Origin of the sequence: Xanthomonas populi (assembly GCF_002940065.1) — a bacterium.
In the GTDB taxonomy this organism is placed as follows: Bacteria; Pseudomonadota; Gammaproteobacteria; order Xanthomonadales; family Xanthomonadaceae; genus Xanthomonas; species Xanthomonas populi.
The window spans coordinates 1-14,992 of record NZ_MDEJ01000099.1 but is presented as its reverse complement, the minus strand read 5'-3'; the positions used below and the strand labels follow the sequence as shown (position 1 = coordinate 14,992).

Here is a 14,992-nt window from a genome sequence, read left to right as displayed (position 1 = left end):
TGCTCGATTAGGGAAAATTGCTCTGGTGTGATCTCCATACCCGATAGTTTACTCGCTCAGGCCATTAGTGTTAACAGGACATAATCACCGAGGTGTTAGCGGGATCGCTGGATGCGGTGATCCCGATGCGATAACGATCTGTGCCGTAACGCACGCAAAGACGTTGCAAAAAGAGCCGGCAGACACCTGGATGCGTTACAACGGTGGTCCACCGTTGCGCGAGACATTGGCATGACGCCATTGGATGAACGGTGACGCCGAGAGCTGCACATCGGCGAACTGGCCTACACATTGATCATCGACCCGCAGGGCTTGAAGCTGGTCGAAAAGGGCAAGCGCTCAGACGTGGTATTGCGTTGGGATGGACTTGTCAGCGGCGATGCCGCACTGGCCCGCGCATTGCAGGCCTCACTCAGCGACGCGTGAGTTTATGGCGCTCGCGAAACAGCTCCAGTCGAGGGGAATAGACGCGCCATTCGCGGACCGCCGCTGCCGATGCTGCATGATCCGGCGTGGCGTCGGCGTTATTGAAATCGTTGGCGCCTTGCGCTTGCACCAGCAAGCCATCGCAGCGTGGCACCACAGTGAGATGATGGCCACGCCAGACCAGCCCGTAGGCGACTTCCGGTTGCCGAATCAAGCGTGCGGTCTGCCCACGCACCGGGATGACGCTGTCGTCGCCAAGCAACGCACGCGCACTATCGCCGGTGGCATTGACCAATCTTCGCGCTGGTCTGCATTGTCTTGATGGCCCTGGCCTTGATGCGTGCGATCACGCAGGTGCGGCGGGTGCGGCTGATTGCCGGGCGGCTGGATCACGACACCTTGTCGACCCGCTAGCGCCGCCAGATCGAAGTGCCGCTGGAGGTGCAGGCCAGCGTTGCCGCGTCGTTGAAGAAGCCGTGCGCGCACTGCCGCGCGTGCAGGGCATCGAATGCGCGCAGGGCAGCCTGCTGATGCGCGCCAAGGTACGCCGTATCGATCTCGATGAAGGGCGTCTGCCTTCGCGCTGGCATCTGTTCGCGCGCTTTGCGATCAAACGCAATCAGGTGCTGGTGACCATTGCGCCAGGGCGGGGCGCCAGCAGCGTCACGTTGGTGTGCGAACCCGACGCCTGCGCCTGGGTGGAGCTGTTCGCAGTGGACGAAGGCAGCACTTTTGAAAACGCCGAGGCGATCAATCGCGCCGTGGTGCGCCGGGTCGGCGAACAGCGTCGCGACGAACAGTCCGTTGCCGAGCAATCGGTGATGGAGAAGGAACTGGCCCTGGCGCGTCTGACTCTGCTGCACGCTCAGGTCGAGCCGCACGTTCTCTACAACACCCTGGCTAGCGCACAGGTGCTGGCGCGCACCGACCCGCCGCGCGCCGAGATCGTGATCGGCCACCTGATCCAGTCCCTACGCAGCTCGCTGCCCAGCGCCAACGGTGCCAACGGTGCCATCTTTACCCTGGGCGAAGAGCTCGAACGCACCTATCTGGTGTTCGTCACCGCCTACGACCAGTACGCCATCGATGGGTCCGAACACGGCGCAGTGGATGACCTGCTCGCGCCGATCAGCCGCGAGCGCCTGCCGGCCACCTGACAGCGCGTGCAACAGCGCGCCGCGGCAGCTGCGCGAACTGTGCGGCGTCCCACGTGAGGCGCATACCTGTGTGGATGCAAGCGCGCCCAGCGCCGATTGCCATGGCTGGCGGTCGGCGGTCGGCGGTCGCGTGACGTGCAAGAGACGTTTCACCTGACTGAGCATGCGCCGGTGTGCGATGTGCCGGGGCCGAATAGCGACGCATACAGGCGCGAAGATTGCCGCGGCAGGAAATCGACACAGCTAAGAACGTTCTACAGAGCGTGCGGGCTGTTTGCCGTTGCCAGAACCGCATGGCACGGTCCAAGTGGCCGGCCTGCACATGGCCGTCGAATCTCGGTCAATTTACACAAGTAACCATCGGGCGTGATGCCGCGCTTCGAACATACGTCTTCGCAAGCAGGCCCGACCATCGGGAGGTTTTATGTGGCAAGGCACGGATGCAACCGCACGCAATCCTGAATAGGCACTGACGACGAGCGGCCGCTTCTGCGATCATTGCAGGCTTGTTGCCGGTTCACGGCGTCCTCACTGCCAGGCTTCTCATGTCCGAACAATCGCTACGCCGCGACGTTGGCCCCTTCGCCCTGATGCTCACCGGTCTGGGCTCGATTATTGGTTCCGGCTGGCTGTTCGGCGCCTGGCGCGCCGCCGGGTTGGCCGGCCCCGGTGCGGTCTGGGCCTGGATCCTGGGCGCGGCGATCATCACCACCATCGCGCTGTCCTACGCCGAACTGGGCGCCATGTTCCCCGAATCCGGCGGCATGGTGCGTTACAGCCATTACTCGCACGGCTCGCTGGTGGGCTTTATCGCCGGCTGGGCCAACTGGATCGCCATCGTGTCGGTGATCCCGGTCGAGGCCGAGGCCTCGGTGCAATACATGGCCTCCTGGCCGTGGGCCTGGGCGCAAGGGTTGTATGTGCAGGCGCCCGGTGGAGCAGGAGAGTTGTCGGTGCCCGGCCTGCTGATCTCGGCAGTGCTGGTGCTGGTGTATTTCTTCCTGAATTTCTGGAGCGTCAAGCTGTTCGCGCGCTCCAACACCTTGATCACCGTGTTCAAGCTGGTGGTGCCGGCAGCGACCGGCGTGGCCTTGATCGCCAGCGGCTTCCATAGCGAAAACTTCAGCATCGGCATCTACGGCGATGCGCACGTAATCGACCTGGCTGCGGTGCTCACCGCCGTGGCCACTGCCGGCATCGTGTTCAGCTTCAACGGCTTTCAGAGCCCGGTGAACCTGGCTGGCGAGGCGCGCAACCCGGGCTGCAGCATTCCGTTCGCGGTGTTGGGTTCGATCGCGCTGGCCACGGTGGTCTACGTGATCCTGCAGGTGGCCTACATCGGCGCGGTGCCGCCGGAACTGCTGGCCAAGGCCGGTTGGCACGGCATCGACTTCCGCTCGCCGTTTGCCGAGCTGGCCATCATCGTCAACCTGCATTGGCTGGCGATGCTGTTGTACATCGATGCGTTCGTCAGCCCCAGCGGCACCGGCATCACCTATACCGCCACCACCGCGCGCATGGTCTACGGCATGGAAAAGAACGGCACCATGCCGTCGGTGCTGGGCAAGCTGCACCCGGTCTGGGGCGTGCCGCGGATGGCGATGTTCTTCAACCTGGCGGTGTCGTTCGTGTTCCTGTTCTTCTTCCGCGGCTGGGGCACGCTGGCGGCGGTGATCTCGGTGGCGACCATTATTTCCTACCTCACCGGCCCGATCAGCGCGATGGCGTTACGTCGTCACGCGCCCGAGCTGCATCGCCCGCTGCGCATCGCCGCGCTGCCGGTGCTAGCCGGTGTCGCCTTTGTGATGGCCACCGAGCTGCTGTACTGGGCGCGCTGGCCGCTGACCGGCGAGATCATCCTGCTGATGGTCGTTGCGCTGCCGGTGTACTGCTACTACCAGGCCAAGCAAGGCTGGCCGGATCTGGGCCCCAACCTCAAGGGCGCGGCCTGGATGATCTGCTATCTGCCGATGATCGCGCTGCTGTCCTGGGCCGGCAGCAGCGACTTCGGCGGGCATGGCTATCTCAGCTACGGCACCGATCTGGCGGTGGTCGCGGCGGTTGGCGTGGTGTTCTACATCTGGGGCGTGCGCAGCGGTTGGCGCACGCCGTCGGTCGAGCGGGCGGTTGCGCAGGCGTAAGCGCGGCTATCTAAACGGCTGCGCTTGCTGCCAGGCGGCGCAGCCTTAGAGCGGCTAACAAAACTACTGCGCTCACCGCCAGGCGGGCGCGGCCGGTGCTCGGAATCGGCATTTACCACCCGTACACTCCGGTTCTGAGCGCGCCGTCCGCACCCACCTGACGACTGCTCGCTACGTTTTGTTAGCCGCTCTTACTCGGTGCGGCAGGTATCGGGCATCCAGTGCGGCTTTTCCGCGTCGTCCGCACGTAGCCGACGCCTGCTTGTGACGTGTCGTTAGCCGCTCCAAGTGCTGAGCAGCAGTTGGAGCGGCCGTTTTGGTTTTGCTGTGTTGCGCAGGCCCTCGTTGTGCAGCGACGCAGCGAGGCACGACACGCTGTCGTGTCTGCAGGCTTCTACGCGTTGGCAACCAGGCGTGGCGTCCCATCAAAACGGTCCAGATCGCGCAGCAATTCCGTATAGCGTCGCAACCGGCCCATCTCGCGCATGTTGACGATGTCCTCGTGGCGCAGCTCGCGCTTGGAGGTGACTTCCTGCTTGTAGCGCAGCACTTCCGGGTAGCTGCGGGTCATGTCCAGCGCATCGGCGACGCACTCGACCGAATCTGCATCCGGTGCCACCCGCGCGCGGCTGTTGAAGGCGCGCAACCAGCGTTCGAATCCGGCGCTGTGATCGAACAGATCGGCGATGTACCACATGACGAACAGGATCGACACCCATGAGGTGAAGATGATCACCACGCGGCTGAAGGTCAGGTGGTAGTCGTTCTGCCACAACTGATGGGTGATAACGCCCAGCAGCACCAGCGAAATCGCCTGCCAGCCGATGATCGAGGCGATCACCCATTGTTTCTTCGCCACGCTGAGCAAGGCGAGCTCCTCGTCGAGCTGCTGATCGGTCTTCTCGCGCCACGTGGCGACCTGATCGCCGAAGGGAAGCCGATGGAGTGCGTTGTCCTGCAATAGCAGGCCCAAACCCTGGAACAAAGCGATCATGACAAGCTCCCGACAGATGGCTGGTACGAACGACTTGCTGCACTGGCAGTGGCCAGATGCGCTGGAGCGACCGACCAAACACCACACGAGCATGCGGCGTTTTGTCAGACGACATTAGTTCTAGCACTTTCGCTGTGCTTGGCAATGCACGACGCGAACCAATGACAGTGCATTCGTGCGCACTCGCGCACACATCGCAGTATTCACGCGGTTTGCCGGGTTTTCCGCAGCAGGGCCGCCACGCTGCCGCGCGTTTGTTGCTGCACTGCACACCTGAGATTGCGTGAAGACCCCTGCCTGTGGCGCCGACCAGCCTGCACGGATCAGCCCGCCGCAGTGCTGCCGTGAGCGTGAAGGCAGCGCAAGACGACGTGGCGTTGCAAACGGCTGCGTATCATTGCCGCATGTCTGCCGTCCTGCGTACCCTTACCGCTCCCGCCGCCGCACAGATCCGTCGCTGGGTGCTTGGCGCGTTTCCGCGCGGCCAGAGCAACATCCAATACGATCAGCCGCTTGGCGATCCGGGCCTGTTCGTTCCCGACAGCGTCACCTGGGCGTGCACTCCGAATTCCCGGGCATGTTGTCCGGCGGGCTGTGTGCACTGATGCTGCAACTCCTGCACCCGCGCGCGCTGGCCGGGGTCTACGACCATTCCAACTTCCGCGCCGACCTGGTCGGGCGGCTGCGCAGAACCACCAATTTCGTTGCCGGCACCACCTATGCGCCGCGCGCCGAAGCCGAACAATTGATCGCCCGCGTGCGCAACATCCATGCGCATATCCGCGGGCATACCGCCGATGGCGTGGCGTACGACGCCAACGATCCGGAGTTGTTGACCTGGGTGCATGTCACCGAGGCCTACGGTTTTTTGCAGGGCTGCCGGCGCTACTGCCGCGATGTGCCGACCACCATCGCCGACCAGTATTACGACATTACGACGAAACACGACGGGTGGCCGAAGCGCTGGGCGCCACCGATGTGCCGGCCAGCGAAGCGCAGGTGGAGGCGTATTTCGCGCGTGTGCGCGGGCAGCTGCGCATGGACGCACGCTCGCGCGAGGTGCTCGACATTCTCACCAGCATCCAGCTGCCGGTGCCCGCGGCAGGTTTGTCGCGCGGGGTGTTTCTCGGCGCTGGTGCTGCCTTGCTGCCGAACTGGGCCAGCGACATGCTTGGGCGTCGCGCATTTCAACGCATGCAGGCGCGTGCCTCGGCGCGTTTGTTGCGTAGCTTGTCGCCGTTGTTTCGTACTGCGTTATGCGATGGATTGTCTGCGCGCGCGTGCAGACGTATGCAGCTGCCGCCTGCGATGTTGTTGGAGTGGGCCGGGGAGGGATGAGTGGTTGGTGGTTGCGACGTTTGTTAGCCGCTCCCAGCGCATTTTGTGCTGCGCGCGCGGGTGGGGGCAGCGGTGGCCTTACCCCAACCCAAACCCCTCTCCCGGCGCGAGAGGGGCCATCCTGCTGCGCGCGTTAATACCACGCTGAATCCGTCGCTTTTTAAGCCCCTCTCCCCCGGCAGATGGGTTGGGGTGAGGGGACGCAGAACAGGCACAGACACAGGCCCACGAAACCCCGCTCTACGCCGTACACAGCACAGCAACACGCGCACCCCACCTACCACCTACCACCTACCACCTACCACCTACCACCTACCAAATCCGCACCCGCTGCTCAGGCGCCAGATATAACTGCTCGCCTTGCTTCACATCGAACGCCGGATACCAGGCATCGAGATTGCGCACCGTCTGCGCGCGGAAGCGTCCAGGCGCATGCACGTCGGTGAGCACCGCGTTGCGTAGCGCCGCCTCGCGATACTTGCTGCGCCAGGCCTGCGCAAAGCCAAGGAAAAAGCGCTGATCCGGGCTGAAGCCGTCGATGGTTTGCGGCGGCTTGCCCTGCAACGACAGTTGATACGCGTCGTACGCAGTCGCCAGACCGGCGACGTCGGCGATGTTCTCGCCCAGCGTCAGCTTGCCGTTGACCGCCAGGTCGTGGAATGGCTTGTAGGCGCTGAATTGGGCGGCAAGCGCGTCGCTGGCGGTGGCGAATTTCTTCAGATCCTGCGGCGTCCACCAGTTGTGCAGCTCACCATGTTCGTCGAATAGTGCGCCCATGTTGTCGAAGCTGTGGCTGATCTCGTGGCCGATCACCGCGCCGATTGCCCCGTAGTTCACCGCATCGTCGGCGGCCGGGTCGAAGAACGGCGGCTGCAGAATCGCGGCCGGGAATAGCAGGCGGTTTTCCAGCGGCACGTTCAGTGCGTTGACTTCCTGCGGCAGCAGATACCACTCGCGGTGGTCGACGGCCTTGCCCAACTTGGCCAGATTGCGGCGGTACTCGAACAGCTCGGCACGCTCCACATTGCCCAACGCATCGTCGCGGCGCACATCCAGCCCACTGTAGTTGCGCCAGGTCTCCGGGTAGCCCACCGCCACCGTCAACCCAGAGATTTTCGCCTTGGCATGCTGCTTGGTCTGCGGACTCATCCACTCCAACGCATCGATGCGTTTGCCGAATGCGGTGACGATGTTCTTGACCATCTCTTCGGTGCGCGCCTTGGTTTGCGCGCTGACGTACTTGTGCACGTAGCGCTTGCCAACCGCCTCACCCAACGCCGCATTGGTCGCATCGATGGCACGCTTCCAGCGCTGGCGCTGTTGCGGGGTGCCTTCCAGCGTGGTGCCGTAGAAAGCAAAGCGCGCATCGGCGAATGCTTTGGACAGATATGGCGAGGAACGATCCAGCTCACGAAAACGTAAATAGTCCTTCCAGGTCTGCAGCGGCTGCGATTGCACCAGCGCCGACAACCCGACCACCGCCTGCGGCTGCCAGACGATGAAGTCCTGCTGCGATTTCAACCCGGCTGCCTCGAAGAACAGCGCCCAGTTCAAACCCGGCGCGTTGCGGGCGAAATCGGCTTGTTTCCAGGCATTGGCGCCGGCGTGTACGTTGTTGGTCTGTTCGGCGGTGGCATGCACATGTGCCATCGCGGTTTCCAGCGCCAGGATGCGCTCTGCCCGGGCCGGTGCATCGTTGGTGCCGGCCAGGTGCAGCACCTTGACGATGTGCGCACGGTACGCCTCGCGCAGTTGCGGCATGCGCCCGCCATCCAGATAGAAACTGCGGTCCGGCATGCCCAGGCCACCCTGCACCAGATACGGCACATAGCGCCCAGGGTGATGCAGATCCTGCGAGACCCACAGCCCGAACAGCCGGTCGGTGTAGAAATTGGTGGAATTGAGCAGGTCCACATCGGCGCGCAATTGGCCACCCAACAGGCGCGCCAGTGCCTGCTTGTCCTCCAGTTGCGCGATCGCATCCAGTGTCGGTTGCGCCGGGCGCACGCCCTTGGCCTCAATGCCGGCCTCGTCCATGTAGGCCGCGTAGTAATCGCCGATCTGCTTGTCTTCGCCAGTGACGCGGTCGTTGGCGGCTGCGCCTTCGATGATGTCGCGGCTGTGCCGCTCGGTCTCGATGGCGATGCTGACGAAGCTGTTGTAACTGGAGCGGTCGTCAGGGATCTGCGTGGTTTTGACCCAGTTGCCGCTGGCATGGCTGAAGAAGTCGTCGCCCGGCGCCACGCTGCGATCCACGCCTGCCACGTCAAAGCCGAAATTGCCCAACTTCGGCGTGCTGGGTGCCGGCGCGGTGGTGGCTGTCTGCATTGGCGTGCTGCCATCGCGGCGACACGCGGCGGTGGTCAGCAGCGCTACAGACAGCGCAGCGATCAGGACAGGGCGGGGCAAAGGGGCCATGCGGCGCAGCTCGAAACCGTAACAGACATCACAGTGTAAGTGGCTGCCAGCGCCACGTCCCGGCTTGAAGACTGCGATGGACCGATACCCGAGCAAGTGGACACGCCCGGTTCAGCGCCGGCGCTTGTACCAGAAGCCGAGCGCATCGCGGCTCTGCAGCATGCGCCGTCCGCGCCACAGAAAACGCAGCAGCAAGCCCAGGTGTTCGCGCTTGGAAAAGCTGCGCAGCTTGCGGTCGGAGGTGTGCACGGTCTGGCGCAGGATCACGAACCTCCCGCAACGTGCCAGCGCGCGGCTCAACGCCACATCTTCACCGGCGTAGTAACGCGTATCGAAGCCGCCCGCGCTGACGAATGCCGCGCGTGTGCAGAACAGAAAGCAGCCAGGCGCGATGCCGCTGACACGAAAGAACCAGCCAAAGATCGCCTGCGCGGTGCGCTCGAACCACACGCGCTTGCCGTGCAGATGCACCTGCGCGCCACCGCCGACGGCGCCGGCAGCCAGCGCCGCCAATGCCGCACCGACCGCCTGTGGGTTGATCAGCGTATCGGCATCCAGAAACAACAGCTGATCGCCGCATGCCAACTGCGCGCCGGCATTACGCGTGGCGGCGATATGGCGCAGTTGCACCTCCAGCACCTGCGCACCGTTGGCGCGCGCGATGGCCGCAGTGTCGTCCTCGCAGGCATCGGCCACCACGATGACTTCATAGTCCAACTGCAGCGCCTGCGCGCAGCCATGCAGGCACTGCAGCGTTTCGCCGATCAGCGCGGCTTCGTCATGGGCGGGGAGTACGAAAGACAGCATGTGGCGCGTGGCTCAGGTCACGGTGCGCCAAGTGTGCGAGCCACGCCGATGCAGTGGCGTGAGCGCATGCGGCCGCCACTGCAGCGGCGGCCGCATGCAAGACGCCAAGCGGCTCAGCGGTTGACGGTGGCCATCATCGCTTCCGGGTAACGCGTGCCGGAGGCAGCCTGCGCCGGGAAAATTGCATCGATGCGAGCGAGCTCGTCCGGCATCAGCGCCACCTCGAGCGCGCCGATATTTTCTTCCAGATAGCCCAGCCGCTTGGTGCCCGGGATCGGCACCAGATCCTGGCCTTGCGCCAGCACCCAGGCCAACGCCAGCTGCCCTGGCGTAATGCCCTTGTCGGCAGCGATTGCCTTTACCTGTTCCACCAAGTGCAGGTTGCGGGTGAAGTTGTCGCCCTGGAAACGCGGAGAATGGCGACGGTAATCGTCGGTATCGAAATCGTCCGGCGAGGAGAACGCGCCAGTGAGAAATCCGCGCCCCAGCGGCGAATACGGCACGAATCCGATCCCGAGCTCGCGCACCGCAGCGAACACACCGTTGTTTTCCGGCTCGCGCGACCACAGCGAGTACTCGGTCTGTACGGCGGTGATCGGATGCACTGCATGCGCACGCGCAATGGTGTCTGCTGCCGCTTCCGACAAGCCCAGAAACCGCACCTTGCCTTGCTCGACCAGACGTGCCATCGCGCCCACCGTGTCTTCGATCGGCACGTTGGGATCTACGCGGTGCTGGTAATACAGATCGATATGCTCCACGCCCAGGCGGCGCAGGCTGGCTTCGCATGCCGACTGCACGTAAGCAGGGCTGCCGTCGATACCGCGCACCGACGGGTCGTTGGCATCGAGTTTGATGCCGAATTTGGTGGCCAGAAACACTTCGTGCCGGCGCGAAGCGATTGCCTTGCCGACCAGAATCTCGTTGGTGTGCGGGCCATACATGTCGGCGGTGTCGAGCAGGCTGATGCCATGATCGAGGGCGCGATGGATCACCGTGATCGAGGCGGCCTCGTCGCCACGATTGCCGTAGAACGCGCTCATGCCCATGCAGCCGAGGCCGAGCGCAGAGACGGTGGGGCCGGAACGGCCAAGCGTGCGGGTTTGCATGGTGGGGGACACTCCGTGCAGCGATAAGGGCGGGGCCAAGCATGGCGCGGCACGCGTTAGGGCCATGTGGCTCGAGATGCCGCTTCAGCCCGTGAGCTTGCCGGCGAATTCGGCAATGCGCTTGCCGAGCAGCCTGGCGGTTTCCAGATCGCCGCTGCGCGGCGCTTCTTCCGGCGAGGCATCGGACGGTGAGATCGCAAGCGCGCCTGCCGAGCCGGCGGTCCAGTTGATGTCCTGCGGGCCGTGCGCCTTGGTATTTGACGGCAGCAGACCGGTGCCGACCCAGACCTGCCCGTGTTGCTGCGACAGCGTCCAGAAATACTGGATGGTGGCGTATTTGTCGCCGTTCACCGAGGCAGAGTTGGTGAAGCCGGCCGCAATCTTGTCTTTCCAGGCCTGCGCAAACCACGGTTTGGAGCTGGCATCGGCAAACTTCTTGAACTGCCAGGCCGGCCCACCCATGTAGGTGGGGCTGCCATAGATGATGGCGTCGGCCACGCCGATCGCCTGCCAGGCGTCGTCGGGCAGGTTGCCGTCCTCATCGATGCGATACAGCGTGGCCTCGCCGACGCTGGCGGCCCCGGCATGCACGGCTTCTGCCAGTTTGACGGTGTGGCCATAGCCGCTGAAATACACGATGGCGATCTTGCTCATGGGCAGTCCTTGAACCGAAGGGATCGGGATTGTGCGCACACGTGGGCCGACAGGTTAATGACCACTGCCGGGACGAACTGTTGCCTGGTCCGCTAGGCCTGGTGCGAAATCTCCCATGCGCTCGACCAGATAATCGATGAAGCTGCGCACCTTCGGGGCCAGGTGGCTGCGGCTGGTATAGACCGCAAAGATGCCGATCTCGGCCAGCGCGTACTCGGGAAGAATGCGCACCAGGCGCCTGGCAGCGAGATGGTCGTTGGTCAGGAAGTCCGGCTGCATCGCGATGCCCTGGCCGGCCACCGCCGCCGCGCTCAACACATGGCCGTTGTTGGCGCGCAGCCCGCCGTGGATGCGCACATCGGTATCGCCATCCGGGCCATGGAAGCGCACCTCGCCGCCATTGGGCAGTAGTGATAGAGCAGACATTCGTGGCCGGCCAGGTCGGACGGATGCTTGGGCGTGCCGGCGCGTGCCAGATAGGCCGGCGCCGCACACGTGAGCAGCCGCACCTTGCCCAGTTGCCGGGCGATCAGCGTCGGCGCCGGCTGGCGGGTGATGCGGATGGCCACATCGAAGCCTTCTTCGACCAGGTCGACCAGGCTGTCGGACAGCGACAGATCCAGCTCCACTTGCGGGTAGCGCGCGCGAAAACCCGGCAGCAACGCGGCCAGCCGTTCGATGCCGTAGCTCACCGGGGCGTTGACGCGCAGCACCCCTGCCGGTTCCAGCGCCTGGGCTCCGACGGTGGCTTCCAGGTCGTCCAGATCGGCTAGCAGCTGCAGGCCGCGCTGGTAATACGCGGTCCCGGCGCTGGTCAGGCTGACCCGCCGGGTGGTGCGGTTGAGCAGGCGGGTGCCCAGCCGTTGTTCGAGCGCGGCGACATGGCGGGTGACGCTGGCAGTGGAGCGGTCCAGCGCATCGGCCGCAGCGCTGAAACCGCTACGTTCGGCCACTGCAGTGAATACGCGCATCACATCGAGAGTCTCCATGGCTGATCCGATTATTGCTTTGATCGCAATAAATTATCCGAATCAAAAATATTTATCATAACTTTGTAAGTAATAGCCTTTGCAGGCCCTCACCGGAGTCTGTCGAATGTCCACTTCCCTTGCTTCCCCGCCTACCGCTGCCTATGGCGCCGCCTTGGTGCGCATCAGTCTGGGCGTGTTGTTTCTGGCGCATGGACTGACCAAGCTGCTGGTGTTCACCCCGGCCGGTACGGTGGCCTATTTCCAGTCGCTCGGCCTGCCCGGTGCGCTGGGCTACCTCACCATCGCGCTGGAACTCGGCCTGGGCCTGTCCTTGCTGTTGGGCATCTATGCGCGCTGGGTGGCGCTGTTGGGCGTGCCGTTGCTGCTGGGCACCATCGTCAGCGTGCATGGCGCCAATGGCTTCGGCTTCTCCAATCCGGGCGGCGGCTGGGAATACCCGGCGCTGTGGACGGTGTTGCTGGTCGTGCAATCGCTGCTCGGGGATGGCGCCTTGGCGCTGAAGCCTGCGCGCTGAGACGGTCTGTTTTTCTTGACGAGGAGTTGTCCATGGCCCGCTTGCCTTCGCTGTACATTTCGCATGGCTCGCCGATGACTGCGTTGCAGCCGCGGCAGGTCGGCGCGCGCCTGGCCGAGCTTGCGCAGACCTTGCCGCGGCCGCGCGCAATTGTCGCTGCGTTGGCGCATTGGTTGGGCCGTCGTCCGCTGGTCAGTGGCGCCGCGCGGCCGGCCACCTTGCATGACTTCGGTGGGTTTCCTGCGCCGGTGTATGTGGCGATGGGCGCGGCCGGCGATCACCGGCTCGGCGCGCAGCGCATTGATGCGGGTATCGATGCCGGCCTTCTGGCCATGGATATCTACCGTTTCGACGGTGATCGCGCGCTGGCGGACCTGGTCGCTGCATGAGGTGCGGTGCCGGTAGAACGCGAGCACCACAGCCCATAAGGCCTGGTGCCGACAATGCTCCGGCACCACATGGCTCTGAAGCATTCACGATAAGCGCTGTGCAGTCTCACAGGCTGAGACGCCATCGCTGCATCCTGCTTGGGTGAAAATCCTCGACAAACTCGCCGTCCTCGCCGACGCCGCCAAATACGACGCTTCTTGCGCCTCCAGTGGCGCCAACAAGCGCAATTCGCTCGGCACCGGCGGGATCGGCAGCACCGAGGGCATGGGTATCTGCCACTCGTATACGCCCGATGGCCGCTGCGTCTCGCTGCTGAAGATCCTGCTCACCAACTTCTGCGTGTTTGATTGCGCGTACTGCGTCAATCGCGTGTTCAGCAACGTGCGCCGCGCGCGCTTCACGCCGGAAGAAGTGGTCACGCTGACGCTGGACTTTTACAAGCGCAATTACATCGAAGGCTTGTTTCTCTCCAGCGGCATCATCCGCAATTCCGACTACACCATGGAGCAGCTGGTGGAAGTGGCGCGGCAACTGCGCGAGGTGCATCACTTCGCCGGCTACATCCATCTCAAGACCATTCCCGATGCATCGCCGGAGTTGCTGGCGGCCGCCGGTCGTTATGCCGACCGGTTGAGCATCAACGTGGAGTTGCCCACCGAGCAGGGCTTGACGCTGTTGGCGCCGGAAAAAAGCGTTGGCGGCATCCGTGCGGCGATGGGCGAACTACGTTGGCGCATCGAAGAGAATCAGCTGGAGCGCAAGGCCGAAAAAGTGCGCCGTGCCAAGCCGCCGCGGTTCGCGCCGGCCGGGCAAAGCACACAGATGATCGTCGGCGCCGATGACGCCAACGATCGCAGCATTCTGGACGCAAGCCACACTCTCTACGGCAATTACCGGATGCGCCGGGTGTATTACTCGGCCTTCAGCCCAATCCCGGATGCCTCTTCCAAGTTGCCGCTGCAGGCACCGCCGTTGCAGCGTGAGCATCGGCTGTATCAGGCCGATTGGTTGCTGCGCTTCTACGCGTTCAGCGTGGAAGAAATCGCACCGGCGCAATCCAGCGGCATGCTCGATCTGGACGTGGACCCGAAGCTGGCATGGGCGCTGCGCAATCCGGAGCGGTTTCCGGTGGACTTAAACGCGGCGCCGCGCGAGATGTTGCTGCGGGTGCCCGGCCTGGGCACCCGCAATGTGGATCGCTTGTTGTTGTCGCGCCGGCATGCACGCTTGCGGCTGGGGGATCTGGCGCGGTTGTGGGTGCCGATGAAGAAGTTGCTGCCGTTTGTGAGCGTGCTGGATCATCATCCGCGGCAACGACTGGACGATCCGGTGCGGTTACGTGCGCAATTGGCGCCCGCGCCACGGCAGGCACGTCTGTTCGATTGATGCGTGTCCCTTCTCCCATCGGGAGAAGGTGCCCGAAGGGCGGATGAGGGGACGGTTGCACGCAGCAGTGGAAACTCCTTTGCTTCTAAGAATCCCCAATCCCGATCACCGAATCCCTGCTCCAAGAGCTTCCGCGCCTTGCGGCGCGGGTTACTTTTGTCTTGGCAAAAGTAACCAAAACCGCCGTCCCCTGACGCGATCCAGCGCGATGAAGCCGCGCCGGTGCCCTGTGCTCCTCGCCATGCGCGGCACGGCGCCCAAACTCGCTGCGCTCAGACAGGGCGCCTCTTCGGCCACGCATGGCTGCGGTGCTCGGCTCGCTCTAAGGCGACTTGGTAAAGCAAAATCAACGGCGACAAGCGACAAGCGACAAGCGACAAGCAATCAGCAATATCAGTAGCAGCAACAACCGAAAAGACCAGAAAAAAATTGCAAAAACGCAACGATAGTGCTGCCAGTAGAGCAATGGCGAGATCGGAAATCTTGAGGTCAGGTGTAAGCGATGTTCAGCACTGAAGTTGAGCCAGGTTGGAGTCTTGATGCATGGCGTGCGCTGGCGCGGGCGGGGTGGTGTGCGCAGGTGGAGCCTGACTCTGAGGTATCCCCACGTTTTTCAGCCCATGACCATCTGGTTGTAGACGTGTTCGGGCAGTGTGCGTAATCGCT

General features: G+C 63.7%; 10 protein-coding genes, 1 other RNA gene and 5 pseudogenes. 9 read left to right on the top strand and 7 right to left on the bottom strand.

Features of this window, described 5'->3' with window-relative positions; genetic code table 11:
* The first annotated feature begins 291 nt into the window (after window positions 1–291).
* Entirely contained in the window at window positions 292–426 is a 135-nt protein-coding gene (locus XpopCFBP1817_RS23605) for a hypothetical protein (protein ID WP_279627122.1), read from the top strand.
* Between the two features lie 2 nt (window positions 427–428).
* On the opposite strand, the pseudogene XpopCFBP1817_RS14945 reads toward XpopCFBP1817_RS23605, so the two are convergent.
* A pseudogene (locus tag XpopCFBP1817_RS14945) lies at window positions 429–721 on the bottom strand (FAD-dependent oxidoreductase); the annotation flags it as partial.
* Window positions 722–747: 26 nt separating this feature from the next.
* Here XpopCFBP1817_RS14945 and XpopCFBP1817_RS14940 point away from each other — a divergent pair.
* The 4 genes and pseudogenes from XpopCFBP1817_RS14940 to XpopCFBP1817_RS14925 form a co-directional block, all read left to right on the top strand.
* Window positions 748–1,472, top strand: a pseudogene (locus XpopCFBP1817_RS14940) (histidine kinase); the annotation flags it as partial.
* Window positions 1,467–1,580 (top strand): annotated as a pseudogene (locus XpopCFBP1817_RS22180) (DNA-binding response regulator); the annotation flags it as partial. The pseudogenes XpopCFBP1817_RS14940 and XpopCFBP1817_RS22180, both read left to right, overlap by 6 nt.
* Before the next feature lie 548 nt (window positions 1,581–2,128).
* On the top strand, window positions 2,129–3,724 hold the full coding sequence (locus tag XpopCFBP1817_RS14930) for an APC family permease (RefSeq protein ID WP_128417708.1): 1,596 nt from the start codon (window positions 2,129–2,131) through the stop codon (window positions 3,722–3,724).
* Between the two features lie 110 nt (window positions 3,725–3,834).
* A non-coding RNA gene (locus tag XpopCFBP1817_RS14925) (sX9 sRNA) lies at window positions 3,835–3,911 on the top strand.
* 207 nt (window positions 3,912–4,118) lie between these two features.
* On the opposite strand, the gene XpopCFBP1817_RS14920 is transcribed toward XpopCFBP1817_RS14925, so the two are convergent.
* Window positions 4,119–4,811: a hypothetical protein gene (locus XpopCFBP1817_RS14920; RefSeq protein ID WP_128417707.1), complete on the bottom strand. Its 693-nt coding sequence runs from the start codon at window positions 4,809–4,811 to the stop codon at window positions 4,119–4,121.
* 311 nt (window positions 4,812–5,122) lie between these two features.
* Between XpopCFBP1817_RS14920 and XpopCFBP1817_RS14915 the strand changes: the two are divergent.
* A pseudogene (locus tag XpopCFBP1817_RS14915) lies at window positions 5,123–6,056 on the top strand (oxygenase MpaB family protein).
* 312 nt (window positions 6,057–6,368) lie between these two features.
* On the opposite strand, the gene XpopCFBP1817_RS14910 reads toward XpopCFBP1817_RS14915, so the two are convergent.
* The 5 genes and pseudogenes from XpopCFBP1817_RS14910 to XpopCFBP1817_RS14890 form a co-directional block, all read right to left on the bottom strand.
* On the bottom strand, window positions 6,369–8,438 hold the full coding sequence (locus tag XpopCFBP1817_RS14910; protein ID WP_128417710.1) for a M13 family metallopeptidase: 2,070 nt from the start codon (window positions 8,436–8,438) through the stop codon (window positions 6,369–6,371).
* A 147-nt stretch (window positions 8,439–8,585) separates the two neighbouring features.
* A complete protein-coding gene (locus XpopCFBP1817_RS14905) occupies window positions 8,586–9,281 on the bottom strand; it encodes a glycosyltransferase (RefSeq protein WP_128417706.1) in 696 nt (231 codons plus the stop codon).
* Window positions 9,282–9,394: 113 nt separating this feature from the next.
* Window positions 9,395–10,390, bottom strand: a complete 996-nt coding sequence (locus tag XpopCFBP1817_RS14900; RefSeq protein ID WP_128417705.1) for an aldo/keto reductase — start codon at window positions 10,388–10,390, stop codon at window positions 9,395–9,397.
* An 84-nt stretch (window positions 10,391–10,474) separates the two neighbouring features.
* Window positions 10,475–11,044 (bottom strand): flavodoxin family protein, encoded by a 570-nt coding sequence (locus tag XpopCFBP1817_RS14895; RefSeq protein ID WP_128417704.1) that lies wholly within the window; start codon window positions 11,042–11,044, stop codon window positions 10,475–10,477.
* A 54-nt stretch (window positions 11,045–11,098) separates the two neighbouring features.
* Window positions 11,099–12,033: pseudogene (locus tag XpopCFBP1817_RS14890) on the bottom strand (LysR family transcriptional regulator).
* 106 nt (window positions 12,034–12,139) lie between these two features.
* Here XpopCFBP1817_RS14890 and XpopCFBP1817_RS14885 point away from each other — a divergent pair.
* The 3 genes from XpopCFBP1817_RS14885 to XpopCFBP1817_RS14875 all read left to right on the top strand — a co-directional run bounded on the left by XpopCFBP1817_RS14885 (window position 12,140) and on the right by XpopCFBP1817_RS14875 (window position 14,326).
* A complete protein-coding gene (locus XpopCFBP1817_RS14885) occupies window positions 12,140–12,550 on the top strand; it encodes a DoxX family protein (protein ID WP_128417703.1) in 411 nt (136 codons plus the stop codon).
* Between the two features lie 32 nt (window positions 12,551–12,582).
* Window positions 12,583–12,939 (top strand): dioxygenase family protein, encoded by a 357-nt coding sequence (locus tag XpopCFBP1817_RS14880; protein WP_128417702.1) that lies wholly within the window; start codon window positions 12,583–12,585, stop codon window positions 12,937–12,939.
* Between the two features lie 142 nt (window positions 12,940–13,081).
* Window positions 13,082–14,326 carry a putative DNA modification/repair radical SAM protein gene (locus XpopCFBP1817_RS14875; protein WP_128417701.1) on the top strand — a complete coding sequence of 415 codons (1,245 nt, stop codon included), beginning with the start codon at window positions 13,082–13,084 and terminating at the stop codon, window positions 14,324–14,326.
* Window positions 14,327–14,992 lie beyond the last annotated feature (666 nt).